Below are 20,603 nucleotides of genomic sequence, written 5' to 3' on the forward strand. Positions count from 1 at the left end.
AAGAAGAAAATTAAAAAATAAATTATGGAATACTATGTCGTCAACACACAATAGAATAGAAGGTTAATTTACTTAAATAAATAATATTCTAACCTCTAGAATAAAGTAGTTTTTAGTTTTTTTTCTAGATTAGACAATAAAAATATACAAAAATAATAGAAGATAAATATTTAAAATATATAAAAAATATATTGAAAAGTAAATATATTTTAAGAAAAAAAGTATCTATAAAAAATGAACTATGACACTTTAATCTGAGTTTTAATCACAGAATAATTTAAATGTTACTTTTTTTAAAAAACCCCAAAAAATAATTATTGAGAAGCGAATATTTTGATTTACTTGAGCAGAAAGTCATGGATAAGTGTTGAGCATTTTAAGTAGTTTAGTAATCAATGTAATCATAAAACAAAAAATAAAATATTCAAAATTTTGTATAATTTCGATAATTTAATATTTAAAAATAGGACATTGCTTCTCAGCATATTAGTAAAGAATTAATATTGGGGTTTCTTGATATAACCCTCAAACAGAAAACATATAAGACTAAACAATTGCGATTAGACATAAAAAAAAGTAACGGATAAATGGAAACATAACTACTGTCTAAAGCTAATATCGCCTTGTATAAGGCTCAAAATAAAGGACTGGTCCTGTAGTCAATAAGCATAGATTTATCTTGCAGCAAGATGTTATCGCTACTTCGATAATTAAAATTATATATTTTTTTTATGATCTTCATTAAAAAATAATTCTAGATAAATCTGAAATCTTTGATTAAAATGTAAACATTAACTGAACTTGATTGATAAAATTAGTTTTGGTAGGAAGAAGTTAATCTTTTACTTTAAATTCTCAAGTAATTAACATCTTCTTATTAAAGAAGAAATATGGATTAAAGTCTTCTTAGTTGTACTTAAACTGCGATTAAACTATATTTTTTTTATAAAATGTTTCTTCTTAAGAAACATTTTATTTTCAGATAAGTTTACTTTTTCAGAATTTATTGAACAATATTTTTTTGACATGTTTAATAACATTTTTTTTCGGTTGCTTACGTCCTGTTCTAGCCTAGTACTTTTTGTTTTTTCTCTTTGGACAATACATAAAAATTTCCACTACTACAATGCTCAAAATATTTGGAATATTTTAGCTACAGTTCCCTTGTCTAATATTCTGAAAGCGATTATTTTAATGCTCCTAAACTATGTAATTATGACAGGATATGATTGTCTCGCAGTAAATTATGTTCGTCATACTCTTTCCTATTCTAAAAAAGCTTTAGTAAGTATTATTTGTTCAGGAATTAGCAATAGTGTTGGTTTTGCTCTAATAAGTAGTTGTATGATTCGATATCGTTTATATTCTAATTGGGGATTTTCTGTAATTTCTATAGCTCAAATCTCTACTTTTTGCAATTTGACTTTTATTTTAGGATTATTTCTCATAGGAGCAATTATTTTTACAACTAATCCTTTAGAAATTCCTCAGTTATTAAATTTACCGTTTGTCTCAGTACAGCCATTAGGAGTGATTTTTATTCTATTCATTTTAGTTTACTTGTTGCTAACAGTTATTTGTAAAGAGCCAGTGAAGATTGGCCAATGGACTTTACCCAATCTTTCAATTAAAATAGCTTTAGGTCAGTTCATTGTATCCGCATTAGATTGGTCATTAGCAGCAGCAGTTTTCTACTCCATTTTGAGTGGCTCTGTTTCTTTTTCTTATTCAACTTTTTTAGGAATGTATATCTTGGCACAAATAGCTGGATTAGCAAGTAATGTTCCAGGTGGTTTAGGGATTTTTGAAACAGTTATACTTGTATTTTTATCTCCGTTTACTTCTATAGAAAAAATATTTAGTTTTCTCTTAATTTATCGAGTAATTTATTATTTTATTCCTTTAACTATATCTGTGTTTTTACTTGGAAAGTATGAGTTAAAACAGATTGTTTCAACATCTAACTCTCTCTCTTGTAAAGAGCATTTATAAATTTATTTTAGCTTTAAACTCTAAACCTATCTTTTTAGGACTTAGGTAAGAAAATATAAAAAATATACAATCTTTGTCAGAAATAATATTTATTACTTTTTAGATAAACTACTATCTTTATTTTTTAAAAAATAAAGATAGTAGTTTATTCTTGTATTGAAGGTAGGTGAGTATTTATATTGGCAAATTTATATAAATACTTCTATTCCATAACACTCATTATATTTTCAATCAAAATAAAATAATTTGTTCATAAAATTTTAGAAAATATTTTTTAAATAAACCCAACAAAAATCATAGATATTATTTTGGAGCTTTAAGTTTTAATAACTTCTCAGGTAATCACCCGAGAAGTTATTAAAACTTAAAGCTGAATTATGTGAGTACTACTGCCAACTAACTAAGGGTTACCTTGACAACTTTATTTTTTTCATCTTCAGCTTTAGGAATAGTTAAGTGAAGAATTCCGTCCTTGTATTCGGCAGTAACATTAGCATTATCAACTAAAGAAGACAGTGCGATTGCCCGTTCAAACTTGCCATAACGGAACTCACTTTGAGTTATTCCCTTATCTTGAGAAACGACTTCCTGCTTGCGTTCACCCTTAATATAAACGGCTTCTTTAGTCACTTGAATATCGAGATCTTCTGCTTTCATACCAGGGATTTCTAATTTAAGTAAAACCGCCTCATCAGTTTCTGAAAGTTCGGCTGCAGGTACAGAAGCTGACCCTCTCATATTTCGCTCAAGAGTGGGGGAAAAGATATCATCAAACAAACGGTTCATTTGACGTTGTAGAGTATCTAATTCACGATTATTACTGTAACGAATAAGTGCCATAAAAAAACTCCATTAACTTTGATTTAGTTTCTTTAATTGAGTATATTCTAAACATGATTATTTATTAATGCAATACGGTTTTTACTATAAAATAAGTGTAGTTTCCCTAAAGAAATTAAACAATAAAGTGTGTAAAAAAATTAACTTTCGAATTAAGTTCTTCCCCTATTTCCAACTTCTAACTTCCAACTCTTTGAGATTTTTAATTGATAATTCGGAATTTAGACAAAAGGACTGACGTACACTAAAGGGTAGGTTTGTAAAATATGGCTGAACATGAATTAACCTAACTTCTCGTCAACTCGCCATAGTCATCAGTCCATGTTCTAATTGTCTTGTAACCTCTAGTCTTTAGAAAAATACATGAGTGAACTTCTTTATGAATACGCCTGGCTAATACCCGTCCTACCCTTGGTTGGGGCTATGTTGGTCGGGTTAGGACTTATTTCCTTTAATCAAGGAACTAACCGCCTGCGACAGATAAATGCGGTCTTCATCATCTCCTTATTAGGCGCATCGATGGTGATGTCCTTCACTCTGTTATGGAGTCAAATTCAAGGCCACGCTGACTATACTCGCATGTTTGAATGGGCTGCAGCTGGCAATTTTCACCTTAAAATGGGTTATACCATTGACCATCTCAGTGCCTTAATGAATGTTATCGTTACCACCGTTGCTTTTTTGGTGATGGTGTACACTGACGGTTACATGGCACATGATTCTGGATATGTCCGATTTTACGCTTATTTGAGCATTTTTAGTGCATCAATGCTGGGATTAGTCATTAGTCCCAACCTAGTCCAGGTTTACATTTTCTGGGAATTGGTAGGAATGTGTTCCTATCTTTTAATCGGCTTTTGGTTCGACCGCAAAGCTGCTGCAAATGCTTGTCAAAAAGCCTTTGTAACCAACCGTGTCGGAGACTTTGGCCTACTGTTGGGAATGTTAGGGCTGTACTGGGCAACTGGGAGCTTTGATTTTCACATTATGGGTGAACGTCTCGAAGAATTGGTCTCTGTCGGAACTATAGCCCCGGCTTTAGCCGCTTTATTTGCCATTTTAGTGTTTTTAGGTCCTGTGGCTAAATCAGCTCAGTTCCCCCTCCATGTTTGGCTGCCAGACGCAATGGAAGGTCCTACTCCTATTTCTGCTTTAATTCACGCTGCAACGATGGTAGCAGCGGGGGTTTTCCTGGTAGCGCGAATGTACCCTGTCTTTGAACAAATTCCGGCAGTAATGTCTACTATCGCTTGGGTCGGGGCGTTAACCTCTTTTTTAGGCGCGACTATTGCTTTGACTCAAAATGACATCAAGAAAGGGTTAGCCTATTCCACTATTTCCCAATTGGGTTACATGGTAATGGCTATGGGAATTGGGGCGTATAGTGCTGGATTATTTCATCTGATGACCCATGCTTACTTTAAAGCTATGTTGTTCCTTTGTTCTGGGTCTGTTATCCATGGAATGGAAGGAGTTGTGGGTCATGAACCTATTTTGGCCCAAGATATGCGATTAATGGGTGGGTTACGTAAATATATGCCTCTGACTTCCTTCGCCTTTTTGGTAGGAACTTTAGCTATTTGTGGGATTCCTCCTTTTGCGGGTTTTTGGTCAAAAGATGAAATTCTTAGTCTTGCGTTTGGGGCTAACCCTGCATTATGGTTAGTGGGTTGGTTAACTGCGGGACTCACTGCATTTTATATGTTCCGTATGTATTTCATGACTTTTGAAGGAGAATTTCGCGGCAATGATCAAGCTATCAAAAATCAACTGTTAGCTTCTTCTTCCCTTCCCCAATTTGGCTCTCATGATAATCATGTCCATAATCATAGCTGTTCTCCCCATGAGTCTCCTTTAACTATGACTTTACCCTTATTAGTTTTGGCAGTTCCTTCAGCCTTTATAGGTTTATTAGGAAAACCTTGGGATAACAAGTTTGAAGGATTTATTTTTCCCCCAGGAGAAGTCATTGAAGAAATTGCCCATTTTGATTGGACTGAGTTTCTAATTATGGCCGGAAATTCTGTCGGTATTGCCGTAATCGGAATTACAGTTGCTTCTTTGATGTATTTGCAACATAAAATTGATCCCGCAGCGATCGCTAAAAGGTATCCGACCCTGTATCAATTCTCCCTCAATAAATGGTATTTTGACGATGTTTATCACAATGTTTTTGTGATGAAGTGTCGTCGGTTAGCTCGTCAAATTATGGAAGTAGATTATCGTGTCATTGATGGGGCAGTTAATCTAACCGGTTTGGCTACTATTGTAAGTGGAGAAGGATTGAAATATTTGGAAAATGGTCGCGTTCAATTTTATGCTTTAATTGTCTTTGGAGCAGTGTTGGGATTCGTGATTGTTTTTAGTGTAGTTTGACGTTAATTTAAACCTAATTTGGTGACCACAATAAGAGGGCTTTTTGCCCTCTTATTTGGAAAAATTTAATTTGCAAAAATAAAAGATAATAAAAATCGACTTAAGTGGAAAAATATCAACTAGTTTGAGATATCTTAATATATTAAGTGAAGGCTCGTACATGAATCAAGTTAAATGAGTATAAAAAAGAAAAATAATTAGTAAAAATCACGGATATTAAAAATATCTAAATTAAAATAAGAGGTATTGAGAAAAAAAGCTGAAATAAATCACTAAAAATAGTAGAATTTATCTAGATAAAACTGAGTTTTATAATATATAAAATTACCCACATGCCTATAGTACTACAGCAGAAATAATATATTTCATAATTTATAGAAATAAAAGGGCAAAGAAAAAAGGCTATATTTTAATTCTTTAGGTAGGCAGTAATAGAGACTTATTAGAAGTTTGAATTATCTTAAAGTTAAATTTTTCCATAGAAACGAGGGATATTATTCTTTTGAATCAGACCATCTTTGATAAAGAAGAAAGTTTCAAGAAAATAGTAGAATAAGCTGAATATGAACCATTGTATATCCCACATTACTCTACAGAGAGAGACAAAATTTAGGATCAGTAGTTTATTGTCAGAACTTGGTTTAAACAAATGTTACTTAAATTTTCAATAAAATATATAAACATATAAACGTCGAAGCAATATAGATTTAACTTTAATTGCTTAAATATAGAGATATAAAATCTTTTTAAAACTTATTTAAAAGTATAGAAAGAGGTCCTTTTGTTTAATTTTCCTTTAAAACATTAAAGTCGGCGATAATGTCTTAAAGAGTAGTTTCTACACAACCTAATTTACTTAATATTTTCAATATATCTCCTTGATTTTAAGTTTAGACTGACATGAATAAATGCTAATACTTTATGGAAATTAAACTGTTCAACGACTTTGTTGAAATAGAAAATTCTAAAAATAGATCATAGATATTTATTTTTAGCAAAAAAAACTAAATAAAAATAATTGATAGTAATTTAGATAAAACATTAGAAAATCTTTTTTAATGTTTTGATACACTAAAGTATTAAGAGACTATCTTTATACCGTTATCATTTTTTAATCAGCTTTTTTGGAATTGGTGTAACTTCTTAAAAAGGTAAAAAATCTCATAAAAGCGTTTTTTTCAAAAAGTATAGGTTATCAATAAATGTCTTCATCTTTAAATAGCATTTCCCTCACGAACCATATTGACATAATTCTAGTTCCCCAAGGAGCTGAGTATAAAGCCGTTTGTGAAGGATTCAGAGGAGTAAAGGGAGTAAAGCAATTTGGTTCCAAAATCAAAATCATTCAGATTCCTGCAGGACTTTTACCTTTTAAACATTATCTTAAACAATGGCAGCAAACTCATGAGCTCGTTAGTTGTCCTCCTAAAGGAATCTTATTGATGGGGTTAGGCGGAAGTTTATCCCCAAATTATCAGGTAGGTGATAGAATTCTTTACCAAAAATGTTGTTTAATTTCAAATAATATTTCTTCTCTACCGTGGCAAACTTGCGATGTGAATTTAAGTAACTTAGTGTATCATTATCTTAACAGAAAGATTGTGCGAGGCAAAGCAGTGACAAGTGGTCACATCATTACTTCAGCCGAAGAAAAATGGCAATTAGGCCAACGTTATCAAGCTGATGTAGTAGATATGGAAGGAATTCCACTTTTAGAATTTTGTAACTCCTTAAGAATTCCTGTTGCCATGATTAGAGTTATTAGTGATGATTGTCAACAAGATTTACCTAATTTAACCCCTGCATTAGGAGAGAATGGAAGCTTAAATTATTGGAGATTAACATTTCAGATGTCCAAAAATCCTTTAAGTTCAATTCATTTGATTAGAAGTTCCCTAAAGGGGTTAAAAACACTGAAACAAGTTTCAAAAGAGCTTGCGATAGCAGTCACCACATAGGTGGTGTAACATTAATTTTAGTCAAAAAAAACAAGGAATAGAAATCTCTCATGAATTATCTCTAATTGCTATATGTCTATGTAGGATATTGATGATATTTATAGGCGGCATAAGCCAGGGTAATAACCCCTGTCAAGATAGCGGACTCATCTACCTCGAATTGAGGATGATGTAACGAATGATTAAGCTTTTCGGGAAATCCTACTCCCAAACGAAACATACTTCCTGGAGCGTGTTCAAGGTAAAGGGAAAAATCCTCTGCTCCTAAAGATGGTTCAGCTAAAATGTGCACATGATCATTTCCCCAAGCCTCTCGACAAGTAGATTCAAGAATCCGAGTCAATTCCGTGTTATTTTGCACCGAAGGAACTACCTGGCGATAATCAATCTCATATTTTGCTTGATAAGTATTACAGACATTAGCGACTATTTTTTCAATCCACTGAGGTAAATCGGCACGAGTATCAGGATGAAGAGATCGTACTGTGCCGGACATTCTTACCTGATCTGCAATGATATTAGGCGCGCGGCCACCGTTAATTTGCCCAATAGTTAATACTACGGGACGCAAAGGATTTTGAGTTCGACTAATAGCTTGTTGAAGAGTCGTAATGACCTGAGAAGCAATCCAGATTGCGTCAATAGCTTTATGGGGACGAGCTCCGTGACCTGACTCTCCTTGAATAAAAATTTCTATATCATCAGCTGCAGCGGTCAAAGCTCCGTAGCGAATCCCCACAGAACGAGCTTGAAGAGAGGGAAAGACGTGTAGTCCAAGAATTGCATTCACATCGCGCATTGCCCCGTCCTGAAGCATCCAGCTTGCTCCTTGGGCAATTTCTTCTGCAGGCTGAAATAAAAATCTTACGTTTCCTGATAATTGCTCAGCCAACTGAGAAAGAACCATAGCAGTTCCTAATCCCACCGTTGTATGGACATCGTGGCCACAAGCATGCATAATGCCAGGTTTACACGAAGCAAATTCTAGGTTGGTTTGTTCATCTATCGGTAAAGCATCCATATCGGTACGAATAGCTAGAAGACGCGAATTTGTCCCGTTTCCGTTTAAGTTTCCTACTACCCCAGTTTTTCCGACATTTTCTTGAACGTGAATACCGCACGAGGAAAGAACGCCTGCCACATAGGCAGCAGTTTGGTATTCTTGTCCACTTAGTTCAGGGTGAGCGTGGAGGTGACGGCGAATTTTAAGAAGTCTGGGGAACAGGGACTCGGTGATATCTTTAATTTCAGAAAACATGAGACTTGATCAATTGGTGGGACTAAAAACAGTGATTAATGTATCTGAGACTGTGCTTAGGATATTGCGATTGACAACTATAACATCCTTATTAAAAAGGACAGGATTATTCGCTTTGGTAATTCTTTGAGCAAAATCAACTTTGATATCCAGCTTAGTTACTGTGCCATTGTAATTAAGACGGATAACTCCAACGGTACCCTTACCGCGCGACTTTTATCAAAGTCTCAGGCAGCTAGCTTGATTTAAAGGAGTGTTGGTCGAACTTCTATAACTCCAGGTGAGCGCACTTCTCCTACCACATTAACCCTGATTCACGCTTGGAGAAAAACTAGCGACTCCAATGGTTGCGGATTCTCTTGAAAAGATATTTGCGGACTTAGGAATTATACTGGTGTCTCCGTCTTCTAGAATAACATCCCCTGGAACATCACCTATTTGGAGTAATCTACACAAATTTACCTGAATTTTCTACGGATTTTTACGTTACGAATGTCGGCTAAGGTTTTAACTTCATCGGCTAATTCAATAATAACGGTAAGTCTTAGGGGTTATTGTCGACTGCTAAATTCTCTCCAGTTCCTTCCAAAGTTCTGTTAGGAACAACTCAATAAGACCCTGTCCGAGATACTTCTCTTCCCACAGCTACATTAATTTCTTGATTAGCCGATAACCCGAAATTTGCATCATGTAACAGTCGAGGTTTGGTAATATCAATATTATCTTGAGTGAAAACAATGACTGTATCCTCATTGCGCAGGGTAATATTTTGCCGAATACTTCTTTATTTTAGTAATTTCTACAAATTTAGGTTTAATATTAGTTTTTTTTGAAAATGACGGTTAATGTAAATTAAATTGAGATTAGCAACCGTGGTCAGCCCTTCTACTTATTGAATCAGTTAGTTGACCAGGGGAAATTTTTGTTCTTAAAAAATGGGGAGGAGATAAGAGCCTGGATTATTGATTTTTCCAGCGATCTTTAGAAGTAGCGATCAAAAAACTAATAAACTGAGAGTAATAATAGGACGTTAGTCTTTCAACAAAAAAACTTCCTAATATAGGCGTTGACTGTATTCCATATACTAAAATTTAGTATTCCTAAGTAAATTCTTTAACAGGAAAGATATTCAAGGAAGTGCGATCACTGGCTCCGAGACTATATCTAGTTTCAGTCAATAGACTTTTGCTGTGAGTAGAGATCAGTTCCAGCGGAGGTAAATACTCTAAGAACGAAGATGATGTTTGAGCTAACAGAAACAGGGATGTCATAGGAGAAGTTAGTCCCTAAATAGTACACATTAAAGAACTAGAGAAAATTTGACTTAGCAAACCATTATCAAATATGGAATAAAAGAGCATCATTTGTCAGACAAAATTATTAATAGCAAACTATTCTAACATCGTTAATTTTTGAAATTATAACTTTTATACCTAAATTTATTTTAAATCAAAACTGTAACGGTAGTGTTATTGACAATAATTTTATTATTGTTCTTGCTAAGTTAAGTGATAATTCTTTAATCTACCATCATTACTCCTGATGCAAAAGTATTTTTTAATACACAAAATAAACACTTTATTTTATAAAACTTTTTTCAGACAAAAAACATAATTTTAAATTTTAAAAAGTCTTTTATTATAATGATCTATTTTTAGAATCTTCATGAATTTATCACTTAACTTATAGCAATACATTTTAATTATCGCATTAAGGAGGTTATTGCGGCTATTATAGTAGAATTTTAACTATGTTATTCAATACATATTTACATTATAAAAATTAAGTTTTTATGATATAAACTTTAATTTAGTTTTCTAAGCTAAAAAACTCATTTATATAGCCTATTTTAGTGTTAAAACGATCGAGAATTAATATTTTAATCCTCGATTAAAACACCAAAACTTAAGCAATTTGAGGTTGTCCTTGAGGTTGAAATTGAAACAACGAATATACTACATTTCGACGAATATCAATCATCATTTCTAAAAACATTTCATATCCTTCTTGCTTATATTCAATTAATGGATCTTTTTGTCCATAACCTCGTAATCCAACAGACTCTCGTAATGCATCCATCGCCTGAAGATGTTCACGCCATAGAGTATCAATTTGTTGCAAAATAAAGAACCGTTCGGCTTCGCGCATCAAACCAGGGCGAATTTTATCTACTTCATCTTCTTTTATATCGTAAGCTTTACGCACCTCCTCATGGAGAAATACCTTCATTTCACTAACAGTCATATCTTCCATATCTTTAGCAGTAATGTCCTGCAAGAGATAGATAAATTCCTTGACCTTACTCACCAAGTTGTCTACATCCCATTCTTCGGGGGGTAATTCTGGATTTACGTAAGCATCTACAATTTCATCCATGGTTTTCTCAGCGTATTGGAGAACCTGTTCTTTAAGATCTAACCCTTCAAGAACTCGGCGACGTTCAGCATAGATAGCACGACGTTGGTTATTCATTACCTCATCATATTCAAACACCTGTTTGCGGGTATCGTAATAGAAGGTTTCTACCTTTTTCTGCGCACCCTCTAGAGAACGGGTGAGCATTTTAGACTCGATGGGCATATCTTCTTCAACACGAAAAGCATTCATCAAACCGGCCACGCGATCACCCCCAAAAATTCTTAATAAATTATCTTCTAAACTTAAGAAAAATCTTGTTGATCCTGGATCACCTTGTCGTCCTGCTCGTCCCCGTAATTGGTTATCGATGCGTCGGGACTCGTGGCGTTCGGTTCCCATCACGTTGAGTCCGCCTAATTCAACTACTTCATTTTGTTCTTTATCGGTAACAGTTTCGTAAGATTGACGAATAGCCTTGTAAACCTCCCGCAATTTTTTAATCACAGGGTCTTTGGTGGGAGCTTTTTCTGAGGCGACTGCAATTTTTTCCTCAGCTTCAAGTTCCGATAAACTTTGTTGTCCGTAATTATCAACGGCTATTTTAAGCATATCTTTCAACATCTCTTCGATCTCAGGAGAGAGCTCAGTGGGGAAGATATCTGAATCGGAAGGACTCCAATTTTTTACTTTCTTCTTATCTTGCCCGAATCCTTGAGACCGACGACCTCCACCATTTCTCGCCATCGCCGCCATAATACCATCATCTTCGGGCATCACAATTTGGGGCATCAGGAATTCCCGAATTTTCAGCCGCGCCATATAGTCGGCATTGCCCCCTAAAATGATATCAGTTCCTCGCCCTGCCATATTAGTAGCGATGGTAACTGAACCTTTCCGTCCAGCTTGGGCGACAATTTCTGATTCCCGTTCCACGTTTTCAGGGCGAGCATTAAGAAGGTTATGAGGAATTTTTTTTGCCTGTAAGAGTTGGGAAAGAACTTCTGATTTTTCAACACTGGTAGTTCCTACAAGAATAGGTCGTCCTTGATGGTGCAACTTCTCCACTTCAGCAGCCACGGCTTGCCATTTGGCTGGTTCAGTTTTATAGACAACATCAGGAAAATCATAGCGTTGGGAAGGTCGGTTAGTGGGAATAATGGTAACTTGAAGATTATAGACTTTTTCAAGTTCTGTTTCTTCAGTTTTTGCGGTTCCTGTCATTCCTGAGAGTTTAGGATAAAGAAGAAAGAAATTTTGATAGGTAATGGTGGCTAGAGTCTGGGTTTCTTTTTGAATATCCACTCCTTCTTTTGCTTCAATGGCTTGGTGTAATCCATCACTCCACCGCCGTCCAGGTAGCACCCGTCCAGTAAATTCATCGACAATCACAATTTCTTTGTTGCGGATCATATAGTTAACGTCTTTAACAAATAATTCCTTAGCTTTAATAGCGTTGAAAATATAATGTGCCCAAGGATTGTCTTGATCGTAGAGATCTTTGACCCCCAACAATTCCTCTGCTTTCTCGAACCCTTGATCTGTCATCAAAACGTTCCGAGCTTTTTCATCTACTTCGTAGTCTCCTGGTTCTTCTTCACTTTTTTGCGTGATGAGCTGCGCGGCAATGGAAGCCGCTTTGAGATATTTTTCGGTAGGACGTTCTATCTGTCCTGAAATAATCAGAGGAGTTCGAGCTTCATCAATTAAGATAGAATCTACTTCGTCAATGATGCAGTAGTTGAAAGGCAGTTGAACCACTTCAGCCATAGCGGTAGCCATGTTATCCCGTAGATAATCAAACCCTAATTCGCTGTTGGTAGTATATGTAATGTCACAAGCATAGTTTTTCTTTCGTTCATCAGGACTCATTCCTGCTTGAATTAGCCCGACACTGAGTCCTAAGAAACGATGAACCTGTCCCATCCATTCAGCGTCCCGACGGGCTAAGTAGTCGTTCACGGTAACAACATGGACTCCTCTTCCAGTTAGTCCATTAAGATAGGCAGGAAGAGTTGCTACTAGGGTTTTCCCTTCCCCTGTTTTCATTTCTGCAATTTGCCCTTTGTGTAGAACAATTCCACCGAGAATCTGAACATCAAAGTGACGCATTCCTAAGACCCGAATTCCAGCTTCTCGTACCACAGCAAAGGCTTCGGGTAAGATTTCGTTCAAAACATCTTCTAACTCCTCATTATCTTTTGCTTGGTCGATAAATTCTCTAAATTCAACTGTTTTTTGCTTGAGTTCTTCATCGGATAATTTTTGAATGTCTTCTTCGAGCACATTCACTTCTGTGACTAAAGACTGAAATTTTTTGAGTTTGCGGGTGTTTGGGTCACCAAATAGGGTTTTAAACATAGGTTTCTTTTAGGACTTATTCTAACTTTTTGAGGATCGAGGCTCTAAGATGCCTGAAATGACAATTTTTGTCTTAAACTATAAAGATTGAGGACTGATAAAGAGGTTATGAGTTATTGTATCATCTAGGTTTTAGTCCCGATTTTTTCCCTTTAAGTTTGATGAAGAGATGAGGGAAGGATTTGTCATAATGACTTAATTATCAATGATAATAATTTTAAACTCTTTTATAGTAGGTATGACAAAACTTTAATAAATAAAATCTAAAAGTGTTTAGCTACAAGGTCTAAATAAAAATTTGGTTTTTAGAGTTGCAGAATACGGTCCCGATAAATCATTGGGAGTTATTAACTATTAATGATTTATGATTCTGAGTCTAGATAGAGTGTAAATTTAATTAACTAGACATAATCATATAACTAGTAACTAGATTTATTTATTAAAATAAAAAAAAATTGGTTGATCCTATTGTACCAACAACTTGAAGAAAATATATAGATAAAATAAATAACGGTTTTATGAACTAGTGCATTGTATTTTAACAGGTAACAGTCGGCAATTCTAAATAAGAAACAATAAAAATTAAAAATGTCGAATATCAATAATTTTAAATACTTATAAAATTAGTAAAAAGACATGGACATAACCAAAAGTACTATTTCTTTACTAAAACTTTTCTGAAAGAAAAAATATCTAGTACTGCAGTATGGTTTCGACAAAGCAGAAAAAGTATCGCTTCAATCAAATACAGTGTACAAGAAAGATATAGAAGACAATATGAGAGGAACACATAAGATTTTTAAACACAGCATAAAGTTTGGTTCCTTATTAACCAAACTTTATGCTGTGTTTAAATGTTATTTAACAAGGGTCAAGCTTTTACTTAAGAAAAGAAGAGTAGAATTATTATTAGTTAGTTTTAGAAAAAAATGAATTTTAATTTTTTATTTTTTTCTAACGTTAAAATTGTTAATTTTTAAAAAAAGTTTATGAACAAAATCAATGGTAGTAGGTTTTATAGATGATATTCCGCCCAATACAATTACTTTTGGCACCTTCAGGGCTGACATTCAAATGGTTCAGCGTACAAGTATTGTTATCCTTTGAAAGAATTGTCAATATTAACTTCTATGTACGAGCTTTCATTAGAAGAACTTTCTAATCATTAACTTTTGTTGCAACACAATATGGATAAATCACAACACAGTTTAATCTCTGATGTCTATGATACATTTATCTCAATTCTTGGGGTAGTGATGTTGCACTACTTGCACTAATTTAGTTGAGATTACTATAATAGTTTTGGTAATATTAACTATAAATGCCCCTTAGGAGTTACATTACACTGTGTTTACAACTATACGATCTTACCCATCTTTAGAATCTAATCAAATTCCTGATGATTTATTTACGGCGATAAACAAACTCAAAAAAGAATTAAATGCTGTTATTTTAGCTCATTATTATCAAGATCCTGATATCCAAGATATTGCAGACTTTCTAGGTGATTCTTTGAGTCTTTCTCAACGAGCGGCTAGCACAAATGCCGATGTCATTGTCTTTGCGGGGGTTCATTTCATGGCGGAAACTGCTAAAATTTTGAATCCTAATAAGTTAGTTTTACTACCTGATTTGGGAGCAGGTTGTTCTTTAGCTGATAGCTGTCCCCCTGATGCTTTTGCTCGATTTAAAGCTCAATACCCCGATTGTATTGTAGTTTCCTACATCAATTGTAGTGCTGCTATTAAGGCGATGAGTGATATTATTTGTACGAGTTCTAATGCAGTTAAAATCGTTGAGCAACTACCAAAAAATCGCTCTATTATTTTTGCTCCTGATCGCAACTTAGGAAAGTATGTAATAAAACAAACAGGACGAGAATTAATTCTTTGGCAGGGCAGTTGTATAGTGCATGAAACCTTTTCAGAGAAGAAAATAGTTCAGCTAAAGACAGAATATCCCCGCGCAGAAATAATTGCTCATCCTGAATGTGAAACTTCTGTTTTACGTCATGCTAATTATATTGGTTCAACTACTGCCTTGTTGAAATATTGTCAGCGAAGTTTAAGTGATGAATTTATTGTGGCAACGGAGCCAGGCATTATTCATCAGATGGAAAAAGTTGCGCCTACAAAACACTTTATTCCTGCACCAGCAATGAATAATTGTGCTTGTAATGAATGTCCTCATATGCGGTTGAATACACTAGAAAAATTATATCTAGCCATGAAGTTTAAACAGCCAGAAATCACTATAAATGAATCTATTAGAACTGCTGCTTTACGTCCTATTCAAAAGATGTTGGAGTTGTCTCGTTAGCTAATAGTGTATAGTTAATAACTAATTTAATTAGCTATCTCTTACAAGAAAATACTGTTGATAAAGCAAGTTTTAGGATAACTTTACGGGGTGTTACCCTATGTTAATACACTGAATCTTGTTGGTAAAAGTATGTTACAGGACAATAAAAATTGTAGTTTATATTTAATAACGAGAGTTTGGCTAACAGACCAAACATAAAGTATGGTTTATAAACAGTTCCTAAAATAGGGGCAGAGTTTGTTGTGAAACTCATCAAATCTAATAATTTACTTTTTTAGTCGTCATAAAACTTTTTTATAAACAAAGAAAATATATTCATAAATTTTTATCTAACTTCGAATATTGATTACTGTTAAAAACAGGAGCAAGCCCTTAAGTATTGCCGGAAATAATTAGATAAGCTATGAAAAATTTAATTTAGAAGAATGTCCAGAAGATAGAGCTTTATTATTGTTCTTTTAATTTCTGCTTTTTATAGAAAGTTTAATTTACTTTATTTTCTCATAAATTTTACTCGAAAGAAAAGAATCTAATTTAAATTTTTAAAAAAATATCGAGAAAGATATTAGCGATTGAAGTACTATTTGTTAATAGTAGCATTAATAATCTCAATAGATATAAAACTATAGTAGTGAAAGAAGTTTGGTTATAGAAAAATTAAAAGGTCACTTTTTATAAATTCCAATCTTAAGAATATCTCAGAATTACTCTTAGTCAACTTCTATCTAATTTGATATGTAACTCAGCTGAAAATTTTGTTAATTCGTAAATTATAGAAACAAGAAAATTAGAGGTAATAGTTAAATAGCTATAAATCTTGTATAAACTTTGATTTTGGCTAAAATCAAAGTTTATCTTATATCTTGAGAAGATCTACAATGATTTTGCTAATTAATTAATTTTACTAATTAAAATAGTAGCAGATATATTATATATTATAGAATATATTTATATTGAAATAATTTTTTATAAAGACCTATTGCTTGATAAGTTAAAAAGTCTATAAAAACTACAAAAAAAGATAAAGCCTATCAAATATAAATAAGAGGAAACATTTTAAATTTAAAATCTAAAAAGTTCGAATAAAAAATAAAAAGTCAAATTTAACTATGTGGATAAAATATCATCAGTTTTCTAAAAAATATCCTAACTATTTTGAATGAATTTAGAAAATTTTTAATAGAAATTAGAAGTTGGTATCAGAACTGTTAAAATTAGCCAATTGGTGTCAAACAGTTTACTCATCATACCAAAAGTTATAACATAGTTAGGCTAAGCATTAGATTAGAAAAATTATTTCCCATTCTGAAATAAAAATAACTTAAGGGACAGTCTAAACTATTAACAAAAAATTGAAGGCTCAGTATTTTTTAATCTACTTTTTTAGATTTTTAATTGAGGACATTAATGAATTATTATACTTAGTTTTGTTCTTTTCTATTTTTATACCTATGTTTAAAATAATTACGAATTTCTCTAGAAGCTAATTTAACTTTTATTCCTTTTTTTTAGCATCTTAGACAATTGTTGGCTATTAGTATGGGTTACTTTTCTTTATTAAGATATCTTAAAGAGATTTTATATATTTTTTGTTAGAAGTTTTTTTTCTATTTTTTTAGAAAGTCCCACAATCTTTCTTTTTACTTAAAAATTTTTCTATAATCTATTTTTCGATAGATAGACTAAATATATAGGTTTTTAACCTGTTTTTCTAGTTTAAACAAAAAAACTAATATACTAGTTTCAGTGCTAGCAAAAACTTTATAGAGCGTGAGTCAACTTTTATAGTTTTTGCTCTTCTAAATTAGGTTAACTTAATTTTTAGATATACTGGCATCTGGTGCTCTTCTCTTTTTAACTAGTTTTGATTTTACACTTATTTAAGCTGATTTACTCGAATTTACTAATTAAAATTAATTATGTGTGATAAATAAATCATAACAGTCCCCAAAATAATTTTTAACTGATAATACTTAACTGACTTGCTATACTGAACAAGACTAAAATACCTAACTCTTGGACTAAAGATGAAACGGCGACAGTTACTCCACTATGCTAGTGTAGGTGCCATTACAGCCACTGGAATTCCCCTAGTTTCTCACTTTCAACCGGCCTCAGCCAAGGGTAACGGTTCGTTGATGATACAGTATTTAGGTCATACTTCCTTTTTATACATAGGGGGAGGACTACGAATTTTAGCCAATCCTTTCCGAACAATTGGCTGCACTGCCGGATATAAACCCCCTAAAGTAGAGGCAGATTTAGTAGTTATTAGCAGCCAACTCTGGGACGAAGGAGCAGCTGAAAATCTACCTGGAAATCCTAAGATTCTGTATGAACCTGGAGTTTATGAAATTAAAGGGCTAAGAATTGAAGGAGTTGGAATTGACCATGATCGTAGAGGGGGTAAACAATTTGGAACTAACGTCGCTTGGCGTTGGATTCAAGGCGGACTGCGGATTGTCCATTTAGGAGGAGCAGCTGCCCCTATTGGCATTGAACAAAAAATTCTTTTAGGAACTCCTGATGTTGCCATGATCCCTGTAGGAGGAGGACCAAAAGCCTATAAACCAGAGGAGGGAAAACAGGCGATGGAAATTCTCAAACCCAAAGTAATGATTCCTACTCATTATTTAACAGAAGCAGCAGATAAAGCAGCTTGTGACTTATCTCCTGTAGATAAATTTTTAGAGTTGGTCAAAGATATGAATATTCGTCAGATTAATGACAACAAATTGCTGATCAAATTTCAGGATTTACCCAAAGAAGGAACTGTTATTCGAGTTTTGAGTGAAAAACCAGTCCTCAAATGATTCTTAATTAAACTAAACTAATATGAGCATAGCTTGTGAAATGCAATGCCCGACGATTCTAGTAATCAAGTCTAAATCCTGAGAGGAACTGAGCGTTTCTTTAATAGAAGGTTCTCGCTAAGAATCATAAACTGATTTTTCAGGGTGGGGATGACTTTCAACTATTAAGCCATAAGCCCAAGCTGTAATCGCAATTTTTGCTAAAGGTTCAATTAGTTCTGTTCTTCTAGTAGAACGATAACTGGTAAACAGGTGGGTTATTTCAGGACAGCCTCTGAGAATTTTTCTGACTTAAGATATACTCTGTATCCAAAAATAAACTCCTCAAGGATTTTGGCTAAACCTCGTTTAAAAATGATGAGTTTATCTGCTTTTTCTAGAACTTTGAGTAACTTGAAGTTTTATATATTACAGTTACCAACTTTCACTCTATCTGTATAAGTTACTACTATTTTTTGACATAATTTTTCTAGTTGACATCACCTCAGTAACGATAGAAGGTCGACAACATAATTTTATTTCACCGAAAATCTTCAGCCTTTCAAGTCTCAAGTCCAAGTCCATTAAACAAATAGGAGGAGATCTATAGCTCAATTTTCTTTCCCCGTGAGTCTTGAATAGATGGATTAGTGAATTGAAAGGTGACAGTATCAATTTGTTCTAAGTTTTCAATAATACAAGGACTACTAATAATTACAATTTTCTGATCACCAAAAGTTATGGTATTCGTTAAAATAACAGTGTTCTCGGCTTTAGAATAGAGTTTTAAGCCAAGTTTTGTGTATTATTTAGTAATAATTTTCTTTAACGAGGAATAAACATTGAAAAAACGAAATCTTGTATCAGTTTTCAAGAAATATTATGAACTTAATAAAAAACAAAACAGTCCAATCTTCTCAATTTCCCCCAACTTCCTACTAACATAGGAGAATGTGATGGATATATTTCTAGCTTTACTAAGCTTCTAAACATTGGGCTCAAATTTTAGAGTGTTGCGCTAAGACTATTATTTTTATACAAAAAATGGACTAATTAACGACTATTTAGTATTTATAAAAACTAAATAATTAAGAAGAAAGTTTTGAATAATGTTCATATGGTACATCTTAAAAGACCATAAAGTTAACTGGATCAGAACAAAATACACAAATAGATATTTTAGTACTTTACAACTTAAAGTTAAGTAAACAGACTGCCCAAAAAACTATAGTTTACATGACACACTTTGCTTACGTTTTCTAAACGAAATGGTTTTCTGAAGTTTGGCAATGACCACCTTAAAAAAGGTTGATCGGTTCAAATTCTTAAAAAAGTTTACCTTTTATGTCCCACAACGCTATAATATCTTACTAAGATAATAAACTATCATCGACTCGGAGGAGGGAGCTATTCCTGAGCAACTTACCCTGACCGTGAGTTTACGAGGAACTCGCGACGTTCAAAACACATACCAAATTTTTCGGCTGACTGGTCTATTAGATGCTTTCTCTGAACCAACTTTTCGTAAGGTGATTGGGAATTGCATAGATGAGGGACCGGCAAATGTTATTCTGGTCTTGTCTCAAATTGACTTTATCGATAGTTCTGGACTGGGCGCTTTGGTTCAACTTGTCAAAAAAGCACAAGTCAATAAGGGTAGCTTACAAATCGTTACTAATCCTAGGGTAACTCAAACTGTTAAGCTAGTTCGTTTAGAAAAATTTTTGTCTTTGCAAACTTCAGTTGAAGATGCTATCAATAATCTTTTAAAATAGTCAACTCATGACAAAGGCGCTAGTGTTGCTTTTGTTCTTTTGGGGCATTTAAACCAAGTTAAGACTGTGAAAATACCGAATTCTGACCAAACTCAGTCTCCGATTCCCTATGAAATTAGTCGAGTCCATGATAGCCTCTCATTTGAGGCTATTGGTGTTAACTTAGAGCCAGTTGGTATGGTACAGCAGTTGTCCCCTAGCTTTCTGGCTTATTTGGGGGATGCGGTTTATGAACTTTATGTTCGGAGTCACTATATCTTCCCCCCTCGGCGGCTAGCTGATTATCATAATGAAGTAGTATCATTAGTACGTGCAGAAAGCCAAGCTGCTTTTCTGTTAAATCTTCGCCCTTATTTAACGGAATTTGAGAAGGAAATTGTTCGTCGAGGACGTAATGCCACCACGGGAGGGCGTCGACGTATGTCACCAGAACTTTATCAACAAGCCACTAGTTTTGAAACTCTGATTGGCTATCTCTATCTACAAAATCCACAACGTTTAAATCAATTACTCAGAAAATTAAACTTAAATTCAGCTTAAGTTATCAAGTCCAAAGGAAGACTTATCTTAATTG

12 protein-coding genes are annotated in these 20,603 nt (G+C 33.7%); 7 read left to right on the forward strand and 5 right to left on the reverse strand.

The features are described from left to right. Nucleotides 1–1,026: 1,026 nt before the first annotated feature. Nucleotides 1,027–1,992, forward strand: a complete 966-nt coding sequence (locus tag P3F56_RS00490) for a lysylphosphatidylglycerol synthase domain-containing protein (protein ID WP_281152824.1) — start codon at nucleotides 1,027–1,029, stop codon at nucleotides 1,990–1,992. Between the two features lie 396 nt (nucleotides 1,993–2,388). Here the strand turns inward: P3F56_RS00490 and P3F56_RS00495 are convergent, their stop codons facing one another. Next, entirely contained in the window at nucleotides 2,389–2,832 is a 444-nt protein-coding gene (locus P3F56_RS00495; RefSeq protein WP_281152825.1) for an Hsp20/alpha crystallin family protein, read from the reverse strand. Nucleotides 2,833–3,195: 363 nt separating this feature from the next. On the opposite strand from P3F56_RS00495, the gene P3F56_RS00500 reads away from it, so the two are divergent. Continuing rightward, on the forward strand, nucleotides 3,196–5,208 hold the full coding sequence (locus P3F56_RS00500; protein WP_281152826.1) for an NAD(P)H-quinone oxidoreductase subunit 5: 2,013 nt from the start codon (nucleotides 3,196–3,198) through the stop codon (nucleotides 5,206–5,208). 1,202 nt (nucleotides 5,209–6,410) lie between these two features. Then, nucleotides 6,411–7,166, forward strand: a complete 756-nt coding sequence (locus P3F56_RS00505; RefSeq protein ID WP_281152827.1) for a phosphorylase family protein — start codon at nucleotides 6,411–6,413, stop codon at nucleotides 7,164–7,166. 76 nt (nucleotides 7,167–7,242) lie between these two features. On the opposite strand, the gene P3F56_RS00510 is transcribed toward P3F56_RS00505, so the two are convergent. From P3F56_RS00510 to secA, 4 genes are all read right to left on the reverse strand, one after another. Further along, a complete protein-coding gene (locus P3F56_RS00510; protein ID WP_281152828.1) occupies nucleotides 7,243–8,424 on the reverse strand; it encodes a M20 family metallopeptidase in 1,182 nt (393 codons plus the stop codon). 303 nt (nucleotides 8,425–8,727) lie between these two features. Continuing rightward, the gene (locus P3F56_RS00515; RefSeq protein WP_281152829.1) at nucleotides 8,728–8,880 is read right to left on the reverse strand and encodes a hypothetical protein; all 153 of its coding nucleotides are present in this window, start codon (nucleotides 8,878–8,880) and stop codon (nucleotides 8,728–8,730) included. Nucleotides 8,881–9,524: 644 nt separating this feature from the next. Beyond that, nucleotides 9,525–9,695, reverse strand: a complete 171-nt coding sequence (locus P3F56_RS00520) for a hypothetical protein (RefSeq protein WP_281152830.1) — start codon at nucleotides 9,693–9,695, stop codon at nucleotides 9,525–9,527. 634 nt (nucleotides 9,696–10,329) lie between these two features. After that, a complete protein-coding gene (gene secA, locus P3F56_RS00525) occupies nucleotides 10,330–13,140 on the reverse strand; it encodes a preprotein translocase subunit SecA (protein ID WP_281152831.1) in 2,811 nt (936 codons plus the stop codon). 1,347 nt (nucleotides 13,141–14,487) lie between these two features. On the opposite strand from secA, the gene nadA reads away from it, so the two are divergent. The 4 genes from nadA (at nucleotide 14,488) to P3F56_RS00545 (ending at nucleotide 20,569) form a co-directional block, all read left to right on the forward strand. Continuing rightward, nucleotides 14,488–15,459 (forward strand): quinolinate synthase NadA, encoded by a 972-nt coding sequence (gene nadA / locus P3F56_RS00530; protein ID WP_281152832.1) that lies wholly within the window; start codon nucleotides 14,488–14,490, stop codon nucleotides 15,457–15,459. Between the two features lie 2,030 nt (nucleotides 15,460–17,489). Then, the gene (locus P3F56_RS00535) at nucleotides 17,490–18,275 is read left to right on the forward strand and encodes an MBL fold metallo-hydrolase (protein WP_281152833.1); all 786 of its coding nucleotides are present in this window, start codon (nucleotides 17,490–17,492) and stop codon (nucleotides 18,273–18,275) included. Nucleotides 18,276–19,687: 1,412 nt separating this feature from the next. After that, nucleotides 19,688–20,029 carry an STAS domain-containing protein gene (locus P3F56_RS00540; protein WP_405054758.1) on the forward strand — a complete coding sequence of 114 codons (342 nt, stop codon included), beginning with the start codon at nucleotides 19,688–19,690 and terminating at the stop codon, nucleotides 20,027–20,029. Nucleotides 20,030–20,206: 177 nt separating this feature from the next. After that, a complete protein-coding gene (locus tag P3F56_RS00545; protein WP_281153657.1) occupies nucleotides 20,207–20,569 on the forward strand; it encodes a Mini-ribonuclease 3 in 363 nt (120 codons plus the stop codon). The last annotated feature ends 34 nt before the right edge of the window (nucleotides 20,570–20,603 follow it).

It is taken from the genome of cyanobacterium endosymbiont of Epithemia clementina EcSB (assembly GCF_029919255.1).
In the GTDB taxonomy this organism is placed as follows: domain Bacteria; phylum Cyanobacteriota; class Cyanobacteriia; order Cyanobacteriales; family Microcystaceae; genus Rippkaea.